Origin of the sequence: Aquincola tertiaricarbonis, assembly GCF_023573145.1 — a bacterium.
In the GTDB taxonomy this organism is placed as follows: domain Bacteria; phylum Pseudomonadota; class Gammaproteobacteria; order Burkholderiales; family Burkholderiaceae_C; genus Aquincola; species Aquincola tertiaricarbonis_B.
The window spans coordinates 438,176-457,857 of sequence record NZ_CP097636.1 but is presented as its reverse complement, the minus strand read 5'-3'; the positions used below and the strand labels follow the sequence as shown (position 1 = coordinate 457,857).

General features: G+C 70.1%; 15 protein-coding genes. All 15 read left to right on the top strand.

The features are described 5' to 3' along the window. Positions 1-227: 227 nt before the first annotated feature. The 15 genes from MW290_RS16290 to pncB all read left to right on the top strand — a co-directional run bounded on the left by MW290_RS16290 (position 228) and on the right by pncB (position 19,669). Positions 228-1,802, top strand: a complete 1,575-nt coding sequence (locus MW290_RS16290) for a 6-hydroxynicotinate reductase (RefSeq protein ID WP_250198768.1) — start codon at positions 228-230, stop codon at positions 1,800-1,802. 11 nt (positions 1,803-1,813) lie between these two features. After that, positions 1,814-2,716, top strand: coding sequence for a UPF0280 family protein (locus MW290_RS16285; RefSeq protein WP_250198767.1), 903 nt, complete (start codon positions 1,814-1,816; stop codon positions 2,714-2,716). A gap of 22 nt (positions 2,717-2,738) precedes the next feature. Beyond that, the gene (locus MW290_RS16280) at positions 2,739-3,380 is read left to right on the top strand and encodes an amino acid synthesis family protein (RefSeq protein ID WP_250198766.1); all 642 of its coding nucleotides are present in this window, start codon (positions 2,739-2,741) and stop codon (positions 3,378-3,380) included. Between the two features lie 28 nt (positions 3,381-3,408). Continuing rightward, positions 3,409-3,993, top strand: a complete 585-nt coding sequence (locus tag MW290_RS16275) for an amino acid synthesis family protein (protein ID WP_250198765.1) — start codon at positions 3,409-3,411, stop codon at positions 3,991-3,993. A gap of 63 nt (positions 3,994-4,056) precedes the next feature. Further along, the gene (locus MW290_RS16270; protein ID WP_250198764.1) at positions 4,057-5,274 is read left to right on the top strand and encodes an ABC transporter substrate-binding protein; all 1,218 of its coding nucleotides are present in this window, start codon (positions 4,057-4,059) and stop codon (positions 5,272-5,274) included. Between the two features lie 119 nt (positions 5,275-5,393). Next, positions 5,394-7,280: an ABC transporter permease gene (locus tag MW290_RS16265; RefSeq protein ID WP_250198763.1), complete on the top strand. Its 1,887-nt coding sequence runs from the start codon at positions 5,394-5,396 to the stop codon at positions 7,278-7,280. Next, a complete protein-coding gene (locus MW290_RS16260) occupies positions 7,277-8,053 on the top strand; it encodes an ABC transporter ATP-binding protein (RefSeq protein WP_250198762.1) in 777 nt (258 codons plus the stop codon). The genes MW290_RS16265 and MW290_RS16260 overlap by 4 nt, the downstream gene beginning before the upstream one ends. Continuing rightward, entirely contained in the window at positions 8,050-8,805 is a 756-nt protein-coding gene (locus tag MW290_RS16255; protein WP_250198761.1) for an ABC transporter ATP-binding protein, read from the top strand. The genes MW290_RS16260 and MW290_RS16255 overlap by 4 nt, the downstream gene beginning before the upstream one ends. Before the next feature lie 35 nt (positions 8,806-8,840). Then, positions 8,841-9,569 (top strand): bifunctional nicotinamidase/pyrazinamidase, encoded by a 729-nt coding sequence (gene pncA, locus MW290_RS16250; protein ID WP_250198760.1) that lies wholly within the window; start codon positions 8,841-8,843, stop codon positions 9,567-9,569. Between the two features lie 16 nt (positions 9,570-9,585). Continuing rightward, the gene (locus tag MW290_RS16245; RefSeq protein WP_250198759.1) at positions 9,586-10,101 is read left to right on the top strand and encodes a (2Fe-2S)-binding protein; all 516 of its coding nucleotides are present in this window, start codon (positions 9,586-9,588) and stop codon (positions 10,099-10,101) included. Further along, on the top strand, positions 10,098-13,682 hold the full coding sequence (locus MW290_RS16240) for a molybdopterin cofactor-binding domain-containing protein (RefSeq protein WP_250198758.1): 3,585 nt from the start codon (positions 10,098-10,100) through the stop codon (positions 13,680-13,682). Before MW290_RS16245 ends, MW290_RS16240 begins: the two co-directional genes overlap by 4 nt. Before the next feature lie 827 nt (positions 13,683-14,509). Continuing rightward, entirely contained in the window at positions 14,510-16,174 is a 1,665-nt protein-coding gene (locus tag MW290_RS16235; protein ID WP_250198757.1) for an alkaline phosphatase D family protein, read from the top strand. Between the two features lie 24 nt (positions 16,175-16,198). Then, a complete protein-coding gene (locus tag MW290_RS16230; protein WP_250198756.1) occupies positions 16,199-16,813 on the top strand; it encodes a DVUA0089 family protein in 615 nt (204 codons plus the stop codon). Between the two features lie 50 nt (positions 16,814-16,863). Next, complete coding sequence (locus tag MW290_RS16225) at positions 16,864-18,384, top strand: BCCT family transporter (protein WP_250198755.1); 1,521 nt, start codon at positions 16,864-16,866, stop codon at positions 18,382-18,384. An 88-nt stretch (positions 18,385-18,472) separates the two neighbouring features. Then, positions 18,473-19,669 carry a nicotinate phosphoribosyltransferase gene (gene pncB / locus MW290_RS16220; protein WP_250198754.1) on the top strand — a complete coding sequence of 399 codons (1,197 nt, stop codon included), beginning with the start codon at positions 18,473-18,475 and terminating at the stop codon, positions 19,667-19,669. Positions 19,670-19,682: the final 13 nt, after the last annotated feature.

The window sequence follows — 19,682 nt, the reverse complement described above, 5'->3', positions numbered from 1 at the left end:
ATCCTGATGCGAAAGGGTTGGATGTGGTGTAGGCGGCGGCTTGCCGCGATTTTGCCCTGCGCCGGTGCGTGCTTCGCCCGATTGCACCAACTCGGCTCCCGATGTAGCCTGCACTACATCCGCGTTAAGTGAATGCTACATACACGGATGGTGCGCGGCAAGCCCAAACCGCTGGCGCGCCTCTTGCACACAGCGTCTTCACCACACGCGCCAAACCACAGCGGCCGATGAACGAACACACCAAGACCGATGGCCTGCCCGGCCTCGACCTGCCGGCGATGCCGCAGGTGCTGGAACGCGCCCGGCCCCGCAATGAGCGCATGGCCAGCGGCAAGATCGAATGCAACGCCTGCCCGGTGCTGTGCCAGATCTCGCCCGGCAAGACCGGCGCCTGCGACCGCTACGCCAACCACGAAGGCACGCTGGTGCGCGTGGATCCGGTGCTGTTCCTGCGCCGCGGCCCGCAGGCCCTCGCCGAAGACGCGCTGCCGCTGGACGGCAGCACGCCGGCGCAGCCGTCCGCCAGCGGCGACGACTTCTTCGTCACCGGCGTGGGCTCCTCCACCACCTACCCCGACTACAAGCCGGCGCCCTTCATCGTGGCCAGCCAGGCGCGCGGGGTGGACATGGTGACGGTGGTCACCGAGGGCATCTTCAGCTACTGCAGCTTCAAGGTGAAGATCGACACCGACCGCTGGCTGGGCCCCGAGCAGGCCAACATCCGCTGCAAGGGCGAGGTGGTGGGCCACGTCACCACGGCCGAATACGGTTCGCAGATGCTGTCGCTGGGCGGCGTGCACCACCTCACCGGCGGCAGCAAGAAGGAGGGCCGCATCACCGTAGAGATGATGCAGGCGCTGGGCAACAAGCAGGCGGTCGACCTCAGCATCGACGGCGGCTCGCAGATCACCATCCAGGCCGGCCGGCCGCCCATCGTCAACGGGGTGGAAGAGCAGCGCATGCGCGTGGGCTGCGGCTCGGCCACCATCGGCATCTTCGCCAAGCAGTTCTGGGGGCAGTGCGACGAGGTGGTGGTGGTGGACGACCACATCACCGGCGTGCTCACCGAGCACCAGGCCGGCAAGTGCCTGGACATGAAGCCTTCGGGCCTGAAGGTGCGCGGCCGCAAGTCCACGCCGGGCCGCTACTTCCAGGTGGCCAACCCGGGCACCGGCTGGGGCGGCACCGACATCGCCGACCCGCTGTCCATCATCGAAGGCTGGGACGCTGCCGTGGCCTGGCCCGGCCTGCGGCTGCTGATGACGTCCACCACTGGCGAGCATGCCGCCTGGTTCGTGCTAGACGAGCAGCTGGTGCCGCAGCCGGCGCCCATGCCACCCGCGGTGCAGCGCGTGGTAGACCGCATCGGCGAGAACTGCGAACCCTCGATGACCTCGGTGATGTTCCTGGCCGGCGCCGGTGGCAGCCTGCGCGCGGGCGTGACCGAGAACCCGGTGCTGCTGACGCGGGCCATCAAGCAGGGCATGGTCAACGTGACCTGCGGCGGCGCGCCGGCCTATGTGTGGGCGGGCGGTGGCATCACGGTGATGGTGGACGTGATGCGCATGCCCGACCACAGCTTCGGCACCGTGCCCACGCCGGCCATCGTCGCGCCCATCGAGTTCAGCATGACCATGGCCGACTACCAGGCGCTGGGCGGCCACGCCGACCATGTGCGCAGCATCGCCCATGCGTTGCAGCAAGGCGCCTGGCACCACGACGGCGCGCCCACGCAGCGGCGCGACGTGCGGGCCTTGCCGGCCAACGGCTGGCCGCTGGGCGCGCCGCCGCTGCTCGGTTGAGCCAGGCCACGATGGAACCGCAACACCACCCCCTGGGCGAAGGCCGCTGGCACTGGCAGCACGGCCCCATCGACCTGGTGATCCAGGCCGAGGGTGAGCCGGCCGCGGTGGCGACCGCCCATGCCGCGGCCTGGCGCCGCTTCGCCAGCGTGCTGGCCGAGCTGGTGGGCGAACTGCCGCTGCTGCGCCAGCCGGTGGGCGCCGCGCCCTGCCCGCTGGACGGGCCCATCGCACAGCGCATGTGGCGCGCCTGCGCGCCGCTGCAGGCCGGCTTCATCACGCCGATGGCGGCGGTGGCCGGCGCCGTGGCGCAGGAGCTGATCGCCTGCTACCAACGGCCCGGCATCCGCCGCGCCTGGATCAACAACGGCGGCGACATCGCGCTGCACCTGGCGCCAGGCCACAGCGTGCGCGTGGGCCTGCTGGCCGACATCGCGCAGTTCCAGCCGGCGCAGGCGCAGGGCCTGCTGGCCACCGATGCGCAGTTCACCGTGCAGGCCCACCTGCCGGTGCGGGGCGTGGCCACCAGCGGCTGGCGCGGCCGCAGCTTCTCGCTGGGCATTGCCGACAGCGTGACGGTGCTGGCCCGCACAGCCGCCCAGGCCGATGCGGCGGCCACCGTCATCGCCAACGCGGTGGACGTGCCGCATGCCGGCATCAACCGGCGGCCCGCCTGCGATCTGAAGGACGACAGCGACCTCGGTGCGATCCCGGTGACGGTGGCAGTGCCGCCGCTGCCCGCGGCCCTGGTGCAACAGGCGCTGCAGCGCGGTGTGAACGAGGCGCGGCGGCTGCAGTCGGCCGGCCTCATCTGGGCCGCGGTGCTGGCCTGCCAGGGCCGCTTTGCCAGCGTGGACAATGCCCGCGCAGGACAGTGGCTGGATGCACCGTCCAGTGGTTCAGTACTTGCTTAATGAAACGGCGATGGAAGTACCGATGATCGAGATCCGACGCGTGTTCACGCAGGTGGAAGACATCCACCACGAGTTCGGGCCGGTGGCTGCGCAGCCGCTGCGGCGCGGTGCCATCGGCGCCGTGTTGACCAACCCGTTCGCCGGCCGCTACGTGGCCGACATCCTGCCGATGATGGATGCGCTGCAGCCCCTGGGCATCCGCATGGCCGAGGACCTGCGCGCCGCGATGGACGTGCCGGCCGAACGCATCGAAGGCTATGGCAAGGGCGCCATCATCGGTGCCGCCGGCGAACTGGAACATGGCGCGCTGTGGCATGTGCCGGGCGGCTATGCGATGCGCGAGCTGCTGGGCTGGAAGGGCGACCGCGCCGCCTACGCCGCCGGCAAGGGTGAGGACAAGAGCGGCCAGCCCGGCAATGCGCTGGCCATCGTGCCTTCCACCAAGAAGGTGGGCCCGCCCGGCGCCACGCTGGACGTGCCGCTGACCCACATCAACGCCAGCTACGTGCGCAGCCACTTCGACGCGATGGAAGTGCGCGTGCCCGGCGCGCCGCTGCCCGACGAGCTGGTGCTGATCCTGGCCATGAGCACCGGCCCCCGCGTGCATGCCCGCGTGGGCGGGCTCAAGGCCGCCGACATCGCGCAATGGAACGGCCTGCGCTGAGCGCGCACTTGTACAAGGACCCCGACACATGACCGCCAAGATCCGCAAGATCGTCGTCCAGGTGGACGAGACCCGCATCGAGATGGGCCGCCCGGTGCAGCCGCCGGTGCGCAAGGCCCTGGCCATGGCCGTGATCGAGAACCCGTATGCCGGCCGCTATGCCGAGCAGCTGGACGAGCTGGTCGCCATCGGCGAAGAGCTGGGCGGCCTGCTGGGCGCCAGGTGCGTGCAGGCGCTGGGCATCGCGCCCGGCCAGGCGCAGAGCTACGGCAAGGCCGCCATCGTGGGTGAAGGCGGCGAGCTGGAACATGCCGCCGCCATCCTGCACCCCAAGCTGGGCGCGCCGCTGCGCGCGGCGGTCGAAAAGGGCGCGGCGCTGGTGCCTTCCAGCAAGAAGCGCGGCGGCCTGGGCACCGCGATCGACGTGCCGCTGGGGCATAAAGACGCCGCCTACGTGCGCAGCCACTTCGACGCGATGGAGGCCCGCATCGGCGACGCGCCGCGTGCCAACGAGATCGTGGTGTGCGTCGTCGTCACCGATGGCGGCCGGCCGCTGCCGCGCATCGGCGGCCTGCAGCACCATGAGGTGCAGGGCACCGACGGCCTGCGCTGAAGCACAGAACCTCACCCCATCCTTCCGCATCCCAGATCCGCACGATTCCAAGGAGCAACCCCGATGGCACAACCTTCGACCACCCGCCGCAGCCTCACGCTGGCCGGCCTGGCCCTCAGCACCCTGGCCTGGGCCGGCGCGGCGCATGCGCAGGGCGTGATCAAGATCGGTGAAGTCAACAGCTACAAGGCGCAGCCCGCCTTCCTGGAGCCCTACAAGAAGGGCATGGAGCTGGCGGTCGAGGAGATCAATGCCGCCGGCGGCCTGCTGGGCAAGAAGGTGGAGCTGATCACCCGCGACGACAACGCCAGCCCCGGTGACGCGGTGCGCGCGGCCGAAGAGCTGATCTCGCGCGAGAAGGTGGACGTGCTGGCCGGCTCCTTCCTCTCGAACACCGGCCTGGCGCTGACCGACTTCGCCAAGCAGAAGAAGTTCTTCTACCTGGCCGGCGAGCCGCTGACCGACAAGATCGTCTGGCAGAACGGCAACCGCTACACCTTCCGGCTGCGCGCCTCCACCTACATGCAGTCGGCCATGCTGGTGCCCGAGGCGGTCAAGCTCAAGAAGAAGCGCTGGGCCATCGTCTACCCCAACTACGAGTACGGCCAGAGCGCGGTGGCCACCTTCAAGCAGCTGCTGAAGGCCGCGCAGCCTGACGTGGAGTTCGTGGCCGAGCAGGCGCCGCCGCTGGGCAAGCTGGACGCCGGCAGCGTGGTGCAGGCGCTGGCCGATGCCAAGCCCGACGCCATCTTCAACGTGCTGTTCGGCGCCGACCTGACCAAGTTCGTGCGCGAAGGCAACACCCGCGGCCTGTTCCAGGGCCGCGAAGTGGTGAGCCTGCTGACCGGCGAGCCCGAGTACCTCGACCCGCTGAAGGATGAATCGCCGAACGGCTGGATCGTCACCGGCTACCCCTGGTACGGCATTCAGACGCCGGAGCACAAGGCCTTCTTCCTGGCCTACCACGGCAAGTACAAGGACTATCCGCGCCTGGGCTCGGTGGTGGGCTACAGCATGATCAAGTCGCTGGCCGAAGGCATCAAGAAGGCCAAGAGCACCGAGACCGAGAAGCTGATCACCGCCTTCCGTGGGCTGGAGGTCACCGGCCCGTTCGGCAAGTTCAACTACCGCGCGGTCGACCATCAATCGACGCTGGGCGCCTTCGTCGGCAAGACCAAGAACGACAAGGGCAAGGGCGTGATGGTGGACTACGTCTACCTCGATGGCGCCAAGTTCCAGCCGAGCGACGAAGAGGTCAAGAAGCTGCGCCCGGCGGACTGATCTCGACCTGGCGCGGGCATCGCCCGCGCCCACCGGCCCTTTTCCGATGCCCTGCCACGGCGCCCGCCGCGGCGGCAGGGCCGCCTGTTTGATCGCCGAGAGCACCCAGCCCCCACGCCATGGATCTATCCGGCTTCATCGTCCAACTGCTCAACGGCCTGGCCGGCGCGTCGTCGCTGTTCCTCGTCGGGGCCGGCCTGTCGCTGATCTTCGGCGTCACCCGCATCGTGAACTTCGCGCACGGCTCGTTCTACATGCTGGGCATCTACATCGCCTACAGCCTGGCCGACCGGCTGGGCAGCGGCTGGTTCTGGCCCGCACTGCTGCTGGCTTCCATCGCCGTGGGGCTGGTGGGCGCGTTGGTGGAAGTGACGCTGCTGCGTCGCATCTACCGGGCGCCCGAGCTGTTCCAGCTGCTGGCCACCTTTGCGCTGGTGCTGGTGATCAAGGACGCGGCGCTGTGGCTGTGGGGCCCTGAAGACCTGCTGGGCCCGCGGGCACCGGGCCTCACCGGCTCCATCGACCTGCTGGGCCGGCGCTTTCCCACCTACGACCTCTTCCTGATCTTCATCGGCCCCATCGTGCTGGGCCTGCTGTGGCTGCTGCTCACCCGCACCCGCTTCGGCACCCTGGTGCGCGCCGCCACCCAAGACCGCGAGATGGTGGGCGCGCTGGGCGTCAACCAGGCCTGGCTGTTCACCGCGGTGTTTTCACTGGGCGCAATGCTGGCCGGCTTGGGTGGCGCCTTGCAGCTGCCGCGTGAGCCGGCCAACCTGGGCCTGGACCTGCTGACCATCGGCGACGCCTTCGTGGTGGTGGTGGTGGGCGGCATGGGCAGCATCCCCGGCGCTTATGTGGCGGCGCTGCTGATCGCCGAGATCAAGGCGCTGTGCATCGGCATCGGCAACGTCGAGCTGTTCGGCATCGCCTTCTCGTTCTCCAAGCTCACGCTGGTGGCCGAGTTTCTGGTGATGGCGGTGGTGCTGGTGGTGCGGCCCTGGGGCCTCTTCGGCCGGCCGCAGGGCACCAGCCGCAACTCGGCCCCGCCCGAAGAACCGCTGCGCGCCGCCGGCAGCGGCCTGAAGATCGCCGGCGCGGTGCTGCTGCTGGCGCTGGCCGCCATGCCGCTGGCCACCGCCGACGCACCCTACCTCACGGTGCTGGCCATCGACCTGCTGACCGCCGCGCTGTTCGCGGCCAGCCTGCACTTCATCATGGGCCCGGCCGGCATGCATTCGTTCGGCCATGCGGCCTACTTCGGCCTGGGCGCCTATGCGGCGGCGCTGCTGGTGCGCAACGCCGGCCTGCCCATGGAGCTGGCCCTGGTGCTGTCGCCGGTGGCGGCGGCGGTGGGCGCGCTGCTGTTCGGCTGGTTCTGCGTGCGGCTGTCGGGCGTGTACCTGGCCATGCTCACGCTGGCCTTCGCGCAGATCGTCTGGTCGGTCACCTTCCAGTGGGACGACTTCACCGGCGGCAGCAACGGCATCACCGGCGTGTGGCCGGCCGAATGGCTCTCGGACAAGACGCACTACTACTGGCTCACGCTGGCGCTGGTGGCGCTGGCGGTGCTGGCGCTGCGCCGCATCCTCTTCTCGCCCTTCGGCTATGCGATGCGTGCGGGCCGCGATTCGCTGCTGCGCGCCGATGCGATCGGCATCGACGTCAAGCGCATGCAATGGGTGGCCTTCGTGGTGGCGGGCCTGTTCGCCGGCCTGGCGGGCGCGCTGTACGCCTTTTCCAAAGGCAGCATCTCGCCCGACGTGCTGGGCGTGGGCCGCTCGGTCGACGGCCTGGTGATGGTGCTGCTGGGCGGGCTGCAGACGCTGTCGGGCCCGCTGGTGGGCGCCGTCACCTTCACCTGGCTGCAGGACACGGTGGCCCGCAGCACCGACTACTGGCGCGCCCTGCTGGGCGGCATCATCCTGCTGCTGGTGCTGGCCTTCCCGCAGGGCATCGCCGGCTTCGTGCGGCAGCTGTTCGCCCAACGCAAGGAGGCGGTGCAATGAGCCTATTGAACGTCACCCACCTGGGCAAGTCCTTCGGCGGCAACCGCGCGGTCGACGGCGTCAGCTTCTCGGTCGCCAAGGGCGAGCTGCTGGCCCTCATCGGCCCCAACGGCGCCGGCAAGTCCACCACCTTCAACATGGTCAACGGCCAGCTGAAGGCCGACACCGGCAGCATCCAGCTCGAAGGGCAGGAACTCATCGGCCGCAAACCGCGCGACATCTGGCGCCTGGGCGTGGGCCGCACCTTCCAGATCGCCGAGACCTTCGGCTCGCTGACGGTGGTGGAGAACGTGCAGATGGCCCTGCTGTCCAGCGACGGCCTGCTGTTCTCGATGTGGCGCCGCGCCGCTGCCCACAAGCGCGACGAGGCGCTGGCGCTGCTGGCCCAGGTGGGCATGGCGGCGCAAGCCGACCGCCCCTGCAGCGTGCTGGCCTATGGCGATGTGAAGCGGGTGGAGCTGGCCATCGCGATGGCCAACCGGCCCAAGCTGCTGCTGATGGACGAGCCCACCGCCGGCATGGCGCCCAAGGAACGCAACGAGCTGATGGCGCTGACCAAGCAACTGGTGATCGAGCGCGGCATCGCGGTGCTGTTCACCGAGCACAGCATGGACGTGGTGTTCGCCTACGCCGACCGCATGATCGTGCTGGCCCGCGGCCGCCTGATCGCCGAAGGCAAGCCGGCCGAGATCCGCGACCACCCCAAGGTGCAGGAGGTGTACTTCGGCACGGGTAAAACGTTTGAGAAGAAGGCCACCGGAGCGATGGCATGAGCGCCCCGACCGCACCCACCACCACAGCCGAACTGCTGCTGGACGCCAGCGGCCTGAACGCCTGGTACGGCGCCGCGCAGATCCTGTTCGACGTCGGCCTGCAGGTGCGCCGCGGCGAGGTGGTGGCGCTGATGGGCCGCAACGGCGCCGGCAAGTCCACCACGCTGAAGACGCTGATGGGTCTGCTCACCAAGCGCCGCGGCAGCGTGCAGTTCATGGGCCGCGACATCAGCCGCGCGCAGCCGCACGAGATCGCCCGCGCGGGCCTGGGCTTCGTGCCCGAAGACCGGCGCGTGTTCACCGACCTGACGGTGCTGGAGAACTTCGAGGTGGGTCGCCAGCCGCCGCGCCGCTGGCCCGATGGCAGCGAAGCGCCGCTGTGGACGGCCGAGCGCCTGTTCCAGCTGTTTCCCAACCTGGGCGAGATGCCCGACCGCCCCGGCGGTCGCATGAGCGGCGGCGAGCAGCAGATGCTGACCGTGGCCCGCACGCTGATGGGCAACCCTTTCCTGGTGCTGCTGGACGAACCTTCCGAAGGCGTGGCGCCGGTGATCGTGGAGCAGATGGCCCACATGATCCTGGCGCTGAAGGCGCAGGGCGTGAGCATCCTGCTGTCGGAACAGAACATGCATTTCGCCGAGCTGGTGTCCGACCGCGCCTATGTGCTGGAAAAGGGCCAGATGCGTTACACCGGCAGCATGGCCGAGCTGGCCGCCAATGAAGAGGTGCGGCGGGCCTACCTGAGCGTCTGACGCCGACCTTCAACCTTTCGACCGGAGCCTTCGCCATGACCACCCCCCTGCCCCGCCGCCAGTTCCTGCTGCACACCGCCACCGCCGCGCTGGCCGCCGGCGCCACGCCCTGGGCCTTCGCGGCCGACGGCATCAAGCCCGACGACAAGTCGGCCCTCATCGTGGTGGACGTGCAGAACTGCTTCGTGCCCGGCGGCACGTTGCCGGTCCAGGGCGGCGACGAGGTGGTGCCGGTGATCAACCGCCTGGCACCGGCCTTCGCCAACATCGTGGTGACGCAGGACTGGCACACGCCGGGCCATGCGTCGTTTGCCAGCAGCTACAGCGGCAAGAAGCCCTTCGAGACCACCGTGCTGAAGTACGGCAACCAGGTGCTGTGGCCGGACCACTGCGTGCAGGGCACCGAAGACGCCGCGCTGCACAAGGACCTCAAGCTGCCCACCGCGCAGCTCATCATCCGCAAGGGCTTCAACAAGGGCGTGGACAGCTACTCCGCCTTCGAGGAAGCCGACCGCAAGACCGTCACCGGCCTGGCCGGCTACCTGAAGGCCCGCGGCATCAAGACCCTGTACGTGACCGGCCTGGCCACCGACTTCTGCGTGGCCTGGACCGCGATGGACGCGCGCAAGGCCGGCTTCAACGTCTACGTGATCGAGGACGCCACCCGCGCCATCGACCTCAACGGCTCGCTGGAAGCCGCCTGGAAGCAGATGACGGCCAAGGGCGTCAAGCGCATCCAGTCGAGCGACATCACCACGGCATAAAGCCAGCCCACCGACCGTGACCGCCGCCGCAGTACCCTCTCCCGCACCGGTCACGGCCACGCTCCACCTGCAGGTCAACGGCCAGGCCCAGGCGCTGCAGGTGCCGCCAGCCGCGCCGCTGCTGCAGGTGCTGCGCAACGACTTGCAGCTCAACGGCCCCAAGTACGGCTGCGGCCTGGGCCAGTGCGGCGCCTGCGCGGTGCTGGTGGACGGCCGCGTGGCGCGCTCGTGCTGCATCCCGGTGGCCGGCGTGCAGGGACGCACCATCACCACGCTGGAAGGCCTGGGCGACCGCCAGGCGCCGCACTGGGCGCAGCAGGCCTTCATCGACACCCAGGCTGCGCAATGCGGCTACTGCCTCAACGGCATGGTGATGGCCACGGTGGCGCTGCTGAACCACTGCCCGCAACCCACCGAGGCGCAGATCCGCGAAGCGCTGGCCCACCACCTGTGCCGCTGCGGCACCCACCTTGAAATCCTGGCCGCGGTGCGGCGGGCGGTGGTGCTGCGGCAGCAGGCCCTGCCGGCATGACACAGGCCCATCGCGCCCAGCACCTCGACCGCGCCGGCTTCCTGGCTGCCACCGGCGTGCTGCTGGTCACGCGCGATCCGCCCCCCGCGCCGCCGCCCACTCCCGGCCAGCCGGCTGCCGTCCCGGCCAACCCCGCCGAAGGCCCGGAGATCCTGCTCGCGCTGTGGGAAGACGGCAGCGCCAACGGCCTGCACGGCCATGTGGACCTGGGCACCGGCTTGCGCACCGCGCTGTCGCAGCTGGTGGCCGAAGAGCTGGACCTGCCGCTGGCCCAGGTGACCATGCTGATGGGCCACACCTGCAGCGTGCCCAACCAGGGCGCCACCATCGCCAGTGCCTCGCTGCAGGTGCACGGCCTGCCGCTGCGCCAGGCTGCCGCCCAGGCGCGTGCCTGGCTGCGCGAGCAGGGCGCCACGCCGGCCGACCTGCACGGCCGGCAGGTGCTGCTGAAACTGGCGCCCGGCAGCGTGGCGCTGAAGCCCGAGCAGGAACACCGCGTGATCGGCCAGCCTGTGCCGCGGGTGGACATCCCGGCCAAGGCCACCGGCGAGCTGACCTTCGTGCACGACATGCGCCTGCCCGGCATGCTGCATGGCCGTGTGGTGCGCCCGCCTTATGCCGGCGTGGACGCCGGCGACTTCGTCGGCCGCACGCTGCAGGCCGTGGACCGCGACTCCATCGCCCATGTGCCCGGCATCGTCGACGTGGTGGTCATCGGCGACTTCATCGGCATCGTGGCCGAACGTGAAGACCAGGCCGAGGCCGCGATGCACGCGCTGCAGGTGCAGTGGAAGCCCTGGCCCGGCCTGCCCGGCCTGCACGACGTGGAAAACGCCGTGCGCACCAACCCCGCCACCCGCCGCCTGCTACTGGAACGCGGCGACGTGCCGGGCGCCATCGCCACCGCCGCGCAGCCGATGCCGCGCAGCTACCTGTGGCCCTACCAGCTGCATGCGTCCATCGGCCCTTCGTGCGCGGTGGCCGACTGGCAGGGCAGCCGCCTCACCGTGTGGGCCGGCACCCAGAACCCGCATGTGCTTCGCGCCGACCTGGCCCGGCTCACCGGCCTGGACGATGTGCAGGTGGACGTGGTGCGCATGGAGGCTGCCGGCTGCTACGGCCGCAACGGCGCCGACGACGTGGCCGCCGACGCGGCGCTGCTGTCGCGCGCGGTGGGCCGGCCGGTGCGGGTGCAGCTGACGCGTGAGCAGGAACACGCCTGGGAGCCCAAGGGCGCCGCCCAGCTGATGCAGATCGACGGCGGGCTGCAGGCCGACGGTTCGCCCGCGGCCTACGACTTCCAGACCAGCTACCCCAGCAACGGCGCGCCCACGCTCGCGCTGCTGCTCACCGGCACGGTGCCGGCCACGGCCACCGCCTACGAGATGGGCGACCGCACCGCGGTGCCGCCCTACGACTATGCGAACCTGCGCGTGGCGGCCAACGACATGCCGCCCATCCTGCGGGCCTCGTGGCTGCGCGGCGTGTCGGCGCTGCCGAACTCGTTCGCCCATGAGTCGTACATCGACGAGCTGGCCACCGCCGCGGGCGTGGATCCGGTGGACTACCGGCTGCGCTACCTGAAGGACGAACGCGCCGCCGAGCTGGTGCGCGCCACCGCCGCCAAGGCCGGCTGGCTGCCGCACAACGCGCCGCAAGGCCAGGGTGCGGTGCCGGGCAGCAACGGCCAGGTGCTCAAGGGACAGGGCTTTGCCTATGCCCGCTACGTGCACAGCAAGTTCCCGGGCTTCGGCGCCGCCTGGGCCGCCTGGGTGGCCGACGTGGAGGTGAACCGCGTGACCGGCGAGGTGCACGTCAGCCGCGTGGTGGTGGGGCACGACGCCGGCCTGATGGTCAACCCCGCCGGCGTGCAGCACCAGGTGCACGGCAACGTGCTGCAGACCACCAGCCGCGCGCTGAAGGAACAGGTGCGCACCGAGCCGGCCGGCCCGAACCTGGGCGCCGTGGCCACGCGCGAGTGGGGCAGCTACCCCATCCTCAGCTTCCGCGAGGTGCCGGTGGTGGAGGTGATGCTGATGCCCCGCCCCGGCGAAGCACCGCTGGGCGCCGGCGAATCGGCCTCGGTGCCGGGCACGGCGGCCATCGCCAATGCCATCTTCGACGCCACCGGCGTGCGCTTTCGCAACCCGCCGTTCACGCCCGAGGTGGTGCGGGCGGCGCTGAATCCGTTGCCGGCACCGGACGACGCGCAGGCGCCTGCTGCTGCAGCGCTGGCCGCGCCTGCCGCAACGCCACCCGCCACCGCCACGCTGCCGCCCGACGCGCCACTGCCCCGCCGCCGCCGCGGCCTGTGGGCCACCGCCGGTGCGCTGCTGGCCGGCGCGGTGGGGCTGGGTGCCGCCGTCTTGGGCTGGCGCCCGGCCATCGCCCCGGTGGCGCCCGGCAGCAGCGCACTTGTCTATACAAGCGAGACCATCGAGCGTGGCCGCCTGCTGGCCGCGGCCGGCGACTGCGTGGTGTGCCACACCGCACCCGGCGGCACGCCCAACGCCGGCGGCCGGGCGATGCAAACGCCCTTCGGCACCGTCTACAGCACCAACCTCACGCCCGATGCCGAGACGGGCATCGGCCAATGGTCGTTCAGCGCCTTCCAGCGCGCGATGCGCGAAGGCATTTCGCGCGACGGCCGCCACCTGTACCCGGCCTTTCCGTACACAGCGTTCACCCGCATGACGGACGAGGACCTGACCGCGCTGTATGCCTACCTGATGGCCCAGCCCGCGGTGCGCCATGCACCGCCGCCGACGCAACTCGCCTTCCCGTTCAACCTGCGGCCGCTGATGGCGATGTGGAACGCGCTGTATCTGGTGCCCGGCCCGGTGGCGGCCGACCCCGGCCGCAGCGCCGCCTGGAACCGCGGTGCCTACCTGGTGAACGGCCCTGGCCATTGCGGCGCCTGCCACACGCCGCGCAATGCATTCGGCGCTGAACGCATCGGCAGCGCCACGCTGTCGGGCGCGATGGTGGACGGCTGGGAAGCCCCCGCGCTCACCGCGCTGGCCCGTGCACCGCGCCCGTGGACCGAAGAGGACTTCTACAGCTACCTGCGCCGCGGCTTCAGCCCGAACCACGGCGTGGCCGGCGGCCCGATGGCCCCGGTGGTGCAACAGCTGCAGGCGCTGCCCGACGACGACCTGCGCGCGATGGCGACCTATCTGGCTTCGTTCAACACGCCCCCGACGCAGCAGCCGGCCGCGGCCACGCCCAACCCAGCGACCAAGCCCCTGCCCGACGCCCGCGCCCGCCTCTTCGAAGGCGCTTGCGGCGCCTGCCACCACGACACGCCGGTGCCCGGCCAGTTCGGCCTCGACCTGCCGCTGGGCTTGAACAGCCAGCTGCACAGCGGCCGGCCCGACAACCTGCTGCGCACCATCCTCGACGGCATTCAACAGCCAGCCACGCGCGAGCTGGGCTTCATGCCCGCTTTCCGGCACGCGTTAGACGACCAGCAGGTCGCCGACATCGCCGCCTACCTGCGCGAGCGGCACGCGCCTGGGCAACCGCCCTGGCCTGATCTGGCGGCTGAGGTGGCGCGGGTGAGGGCGCTGCCGGCGCACTGAGAGTCGCAGGCTGCTCTTTGGGGCAAGGCTTGAGGTGCTGTTCTTGTTCGGCCGCCATGCGTTGAGCGGGGGGCGGCGGGGCTCATGCTGGGGCGGTCGGCCCTGCGGGCCGACTCCACTGCGGTGCTCGCGTCGAGGTCGCGCGGCAGAACTCGCTACGTTCGCTGTCGCTCACTGCGCTCGGACAACTGCCGCGAGTCAGTTCACGAAGCGCGCTGGCGCGCGCCGACCTCGCCACTGCGCTCCTCGCCGCCCCAGAAATCGCCCCACCGCCCCCCACCCACCGCACGGCTCGGACTGGCGGGTGCCAGCCCTTTGCAGGCTCAACCGGGAAATGAAGCCACGCGTCGGGAGGGCCACATGCACCGCTTGGCGTGCGATGCGCGCAGCGCGAGCCCGCAACGCAGAGCGCCACCGTTGGCCTTTTGCGCAGGGCCGTGCGGGCGGGCCCGGGGGCGCATCTGGAGCGCCGAGCAGCGCAGGGTGGGTGGCCGTGCGCGCAGCGCGCTTCGTGCTCTGACTCGCGGCAGTTGTCCGAGCGCAGTGAGCGTCAGCGAACGTAGCGAGTTCTGCCGCGGGCCGCCCACCCAAGTAGCGCAGGGCAGTCCGCGCAACGCGCGGACCGCGGAAGCTAAGCCCCCGGGCCCGCCCGCACGGTCCGGAGCAAACCAGCACGCAACTACGCAGGGTGTTCCAGCAATCAACTGCCAAAGGCACAAGACCCCGTCGCACGCCTGACACACACCCTGCCGACACTCCGCCGCTTCACCGCCCGCGCGCGATCCCACGGTTCCGCGGGCGCCAAGCACATCGCCAGGAGTACAGCCATGGGACGCCCGCTCGTCAAACCGCCGGTCCGCAAGGGGCCGAACCGCCGCCAGTTCTTCCGCCAATCCGGCAGCGGCACCGCCGCCCTCGCCGCCTCCACCTTGATGCCCTTGGGCGGCGCCATGGCCTCGGCCGTGGCCAACGTGTTCCAGCATGGCGTGGCCAGCGGCGACCCGCTGTCCGACCGCGTGATCCTGTGGACCCGCGTGACGCCCGCCACCGCCCGCGGCGCAGTGACGGTGCAGTACCTGGTGGCGCGTGACGCGGCGCTGACCCAGGTGGTGCTGCGCGGCAGCACCAAGACCCACCCCGACCGCGACTACACCGTGAAGGTGGACGCCGCCGGCCTGCAGCCCGGCACCACCTACTACTACCAGTTCAAGGCCGAGGGTGTTGACTCCCCCATCGGACGCACACGCACCCTGCCGGTGGGCCAAGTCGACCGCCTGCGCATGGCGGTGGTGAGCTGCTCCAACCACGCCTACGGCTACTTCAACGCCTACCGCCACATCGCCGAACGGGCCGACCTGGACCTGGTGATGCACCTGGGCGACTACCTGTACGAGTACGGCATCAACCAGTACGGCACGGCCCGCACCCCCGAGCCCGCGCACGAGATGGTGACCCTGGCCGACTACCGCATGCGCCATGCGCAGTACAAGCGCGACGCCGACCTGCAGGCCATGCACCGCCAGCACCCGATGATCGCCATCTGGGACGACCACGAGATCACCAACGACGCGTGGAAGGACGGCGCGCAGAACCACACCGAAGGTGCCGAAGGCGTGTGGGCCGAGCGCGTGGCCCAGGCCCTGAAGGCCTACTACGAATGGATGCCGACCCGGGTGCCCGATGCCAGCGACCTGCGCAAGAACTGGCGCGGCTTCCGCTATGGCGACCTGGCGGAGTTGCTGATGCTGGAAGAGCGGGTGTCGGCCCGCTCGCAGCAACTGATCGAAAGTGGCCAGTTCACGCAGACCGGCGCCTTCACCGATGCCAGCCGCGGCCTGCTGGGTGAGACGCAGGAAGCCTGGGTGGCCAGCAGCCTGCGCAACAGCAAGGCCCGCTGGAAGTTCCTGGGTCAGGGCGTGATGTTCGCGCAGCTCAAGGGCGTGGGCGCGGCCAACGCGGCCGGTGGCGGCAGCTTCCTCAATGCCGACCAGTGGGACGGCTACCAGCCCGCCCGCAACCGCATCTACGACATCCTCAAGGGCAACGCCACCACGCCGGGCGTGGACAACGTGGTGGTGCTCACCGGCGACATCCACAGCTCCTGGGCGGCCGACCTGACGCAGGACCCGAACAATGCCGACGTGGCCAGCGGCGGCTACAACCGCGTGACCGGCGAGGGTTCGCGTGCGGTGGAGTTCGTGGGCACCTCGGTCACCTCGCCGGGCCTGAACGACCCGCAGGGCAGCACCGCCGCCTTCCTGCGCAGCCAGAACCCGCACTTCAAGTACATCGACCTGATGCGCCGCGGCTACATGCTGATCGATGCCACGCCGCAGCGCGTGGTGGGCGAATGGTGGTACGTGGACACGGTGGCCAGCATCAGCCACGTGCAGGCCTTCGGCACCGCCTTCGAAGTGCAGGCCGGCACCAACCGCCTGGTGCCTTCGGCGCAGACCACGCCGCGCGCCAACCCGCCGCAACTGGCCCCCTGACATCTGTTCAGCAGGATCTCTCTCATGACCACCTCCCTCCCCTTCGCCCTGCGCGCCACCGTGGCCGCGCTGCTGGCCGCCACCGGCCTGGCCGCCCACGCGGGCGACTTCACGTTGAGCGGCCAGCTCGCCCACCACAACGACGTGGTGCGCATCACCTTCGACGTGGCCGCCGGCGGCAGCGACGTCAGCCTGTTCACCGACTCCTGGCAGAACGGCCTGAACTTCGACCCCGCGCTGGCCGTGTGGCGCCAGAGCGGCAACGACTGGACGCTGATCGGCCAGAACGACGATGTCGACCTGCCCAGCGGCGCCCAAGGCTGGTACGACAGCGGCCTGACGCTGACGCAGGCCGCTGCCGGCCGCTACATGGTCACGCTGGTGGCCACCTTCAACGCGCCCAACGGCACGCAGCTGTCGCAAGGCTTCAGCTACGACGCCGAGGCGCCCATCACCATCGGCCAGTGGACCCAGCCCACCGCCGACATCAACTACGGCGACCAGAAGGGCGGCCTGTGGCAGCTGCACCTGAACGGCGTGCAGTCGGTGGCCGCGGTGCCCGAGCCCTCCACCTGGCTGCTGATGGCGCTGGGCGCGGCCGCCCTGCTGCCGGCCGCGCGCCGCAGCCGCCAAGCCTGACGGCACACCGCGCTTAACATCGGTCGCCTTCTGTACCTGGAGGGCCACCGATGCCAACGTTCATTGCCGCGGGCCTCATCGGTGTCGTCGTCGGCTGGGGCTTGTTGTTCCCCGCCTCGCTCGGCACCACCTTCGATCAAGCCCTGGGCTTCATCACCCACACCTTCGGCTCGTTCTACCTGTGGGTGGTGCTGGCGCTGGTGGTGATGTGCGTGCTGCTCGCCTTCAGTCGCTACGGCACGCTGAAGCTGGGCGGCGAAGACGACGAGCCCGAGTTCTCGCTGGGCTCCTGGTTCTCGATGCTGTTTGCCGCCGGCATGGGCATCGGCCTGGTGTTCTGGGGCGTGGCCGAGCCCATCTCGCACTACGGCACCCCGCCACCGGGCATCACGCCCAACACACCCGATGCCGCCAACGCGGCCATGCGCTACAGCTTCTTCCACTGGGGGCTGCATCCCTGGGCGGTGTACAGCATCGTCGCGCTGGCCATCGCCTTCTTCCAGTTCCGCCGCCAACAGCCGGCGCTGGTGAGCGCGGTGACCTCGTCGCTCGGTTCTCCCTTGGTGCAGCGGCTGGCGCCGCTGTTCGATGCGCTGGCCGTGATCGCCACCGCGTTCGGCGTGGCGGCGTCGCTGGGCATCGGCGCGCTGCAGATCAACAGCGGCCTGGCCCGCGTGTTCGGCGTGCCGGTGAGCAACACCGCCCAGGTGATCATCATCGCCGTCACCACCGCCATCTTCATCACCTCCGCCGTCAGCGGCGTGGAGAAGGGGCTGAAGTGGCTGTCCAACGGCAACCTGATCGTGGCTGCGCTGCTGGCGCTGGCGGTGTTCCTGCTGGGCCCCACCGTGGCCATCATCGACACGCTGACCAACACCCTGGGCGGCTACCTGAGCGACCTCGTGCGCATGAGCCTGCGCATGACGCCTTTCCGCCAGACCGACTGGGTGGCCAGCTGGACCATCTTCTACTGGGCCTGGTGGGTGTCCTGGGCGCCGTTCGTGGGCCTGTTCATCGCCCGCGTCTCGCGCGGCCGCACCATCCGTGAGTTCGTGCTGGGCACGGTGCTGGCACCCACCATCGCGGCCATGCTGTGGTTCTCCATCTTCGGTGGCACCGCGCTCAACCTGCAGCTGCTGCAGGGCGCGCCCATCGCCGAGGCGGTCAAGGCCGACGTGTCCACCGCCCTGTTCGCGATGTTCGATGCGCTGCCGCTGGGCAGCGTGATGTCGGTGGTGGCCACACTGCTGGTGCTGGTGTTCTTCATCACCTCGGGCGATTCGGCCACGCTGGTGCTGGGCATGATGAGCCACCGCGGCGACCCCAACCCCTCGGCGCGCAGCAAGATCCTGTGGGGCCTGCTGATCGCCGGCATTGCGGTGAGCCTGCTGCTGAGCGGCGGGCTGAAGGCGGTGCAGACGGCCACCATCGTGTTCGCGCTGCCCTTCACCGTGGTGATCCTGCTGATGGCGCTGGCGCTGTGGCGCGGCGTGCGCACCGACTGGCTGGAGGAAGACCGGCGCGAGCGGGCGCTCAAGCGCCGGCTGCGCGAGATGGCCGGGCCGCGCTGAGGCCGGCGCACCGCCTGGCGGAACACCTCGGGGCTTGCGACGACAATGCCCCCGGGTGCGGCCGAGGCGAGCCGCCGGAGAGACCCGAGTGCAACCGATCATCCACAGCCTGCTCGACAACGACCTCTACAAGTTCACCATGTGGCAGGCGATGCTGCATCGCCACCCGCAGACGCAGGCCGAATACCGCTTTGTGTGCCGGCATGAGCCGGGTTATCCGCTGTCCGAGCTGGAGCAGGAGATCGGCGAGCAGCTGGACCACCTGTGCAGCCTGCGCTTTCGGCCCGACGAGCTGAAGTACCTGCGCGGCCTGCGCTACATCAAGACCGACTTCGTCGACTTCCTGCGCATCTTCCAATTCCAGCGCGAGTTCATCCACGTGCGCATCTCGGGCGACACGCTGGAGATCATCGCCAACGGTCCGCAGGTGCACGTGATGGCCTTCGAGATCTACGTGCTGGCCATGGTCAACGAGCTGTACTTCCGCCGCTTCGACGCCGACCAGGCCCTGGCCTGCGGCCGCCAGCGGCTCACCGACAAGCTGGAGCTGCTGGACCGCTTCGACAACGAGGCGCCGCGCACCCACCCCTTCGAATTCTTCGACTTCGGCGTGCGCCGGCGCTACAGCGGTGCCTGGCAGCGCGAGGTGGTGACCACCCTCAAGCGCGAGGCTTCGCGTTACTTCAAGGGCACCAGCAACGTGCTGCTGGCGCGCGACCTGGACCTGATCCCCATCGGCACCATGGCGCACGAGTACCTGCAGACCTACCAGGCGCTGGGCGTGCGGCTGCGCGACTTCCAGAAGGCGGCGCTGGAAAGCTGGGTGCAGGAGTACCGCGGCGACCTGGGCGTGGCGCTGACCGACGTGGTGGGCATGGACGCCTTCCTGGCCGACTTCGACCTGTACTTCGCCAAGCTGTTCGACGGCCTGCGCCACGATTCGGGCGACCCCATCGTGTGGGGCGAGAAGGCCCTGGCCCACTACGAGAAGCTGCGCATCAACCCGCACACCAAGCGGCTGACCTTTTCCGACGGGCTGGACATTCCGCGCGCGCTGGCGCTGTACCGGCACTTCGCCGACCGCACGCAGCTGGGCTTCGGCATCGGCACCAACCTCACCAACGACGTGGGCCTGAAGACGCTGCACATCGTGATGAAGCTGACCCACTGCAACGGCCAGCCGGTGGCCAAGCTGAGCGACAGCCCCGGCAAGACCATCTGTGACGACCACACCTTCCTGGCCTACCTGCGCCAGGTGTTCAACGTGCCGGCTCCGGCCGTCTGACCTTTTTCTTTCC

Excerpts from the sequence above, each read along its gene's own strand:
- MW290_RS16290 (WP_250198768.1), top strand. The coding sequence starts at position 228 with ATGAACGAACACACCAAGACCGATGGCCTGCCCGGCCTCGACCTGCCG.
- MW290_RS16285 (WP_250198767.1), top strand. The coding sequence starts at position 1,814 with ATGGAACCGCAACACCACCCCCTGGGCGAAGGCCGCTGGCACTGGCAG.
- MW290_RS16280 (WP_250198766.1), top strand. The coding sequence starts at position 2,739 with ATGATCGAGATCCGACGCGTGTTCACGCAGGTGGAAGACATCCACCAC.
- MW290_RS16275 (WP_250198765.1), top strand. The coding sequence starts at position 3,409 with ATGACCGCCAAGATCCGCAAGATCGTCGTCCAGGTGGACGAGACCCGC.
- MW290_RS16270 (WP_250198764.1), top strand. The coding sequence starts at position 4,057 with ATGGCACAACCTTCGACCACCCGCCGCAGCCTCACGCTGGCCGGCCTG.
- MW290_RS16265 (WP_250198763.1), top strand. The coding sequence starts at position 5,394 with ATGGATCTATCCGGCTTCATCGTCCAACTGCTCAACGGCCTGGCCGGC.
- MW290_RS16260 (WP_250198762.1), top strand. The coding sequence starts at position 7,277 with ATGAGCCTATTGAACGTCACCCACCTGGGCAAGTCCTTCGGCGGCAAC.
- MW290_RS16255 (WP_250198761.1), top strand. The coding sequence starts at position 8,050 with ATGAGCGCCCCGACCGCACCCACCACCACAGCCGAACTGCTGCTGGAC.
- pncA (WP_250198760.1), top strand. The coding sequence starts at position 8,841 with ATGACCACCCCCCTGCCCCGCCGCCAGTTCCTGCTGCACACCGCCACC.
- MW290_RS16240 (WP_250198758.1), top strand. The coding sequence starts at position 10,098 with ATGACACAGGCCCATCGCGCCCAGCACCTCGACCGCGCCGGCTTCCTG.
- MW290_RS16235 (WP_250198757.1), top strand. The coding sequence starts at position 14,510 with ATGGGACGCCCGCTCGTCAAACCGCCGGTCCGCAAGGGGCCGAACCGC.
- MW290_RS16230 (WP_250198756.1), top strand. The coding sequence starts at position 16,199 with ATGACCACCTCCCTCCCCTTCGCCCTGCGCGCCACCGTGGCCGCGCTG.
- MW290_RS16225 (WP_250198755.1), top strand. The coding sequence starts at position 16,864 with ATGCCAACGTTCATTGCCGCGGGCCTCATCGGTGTCGTCGTCGGCTGG.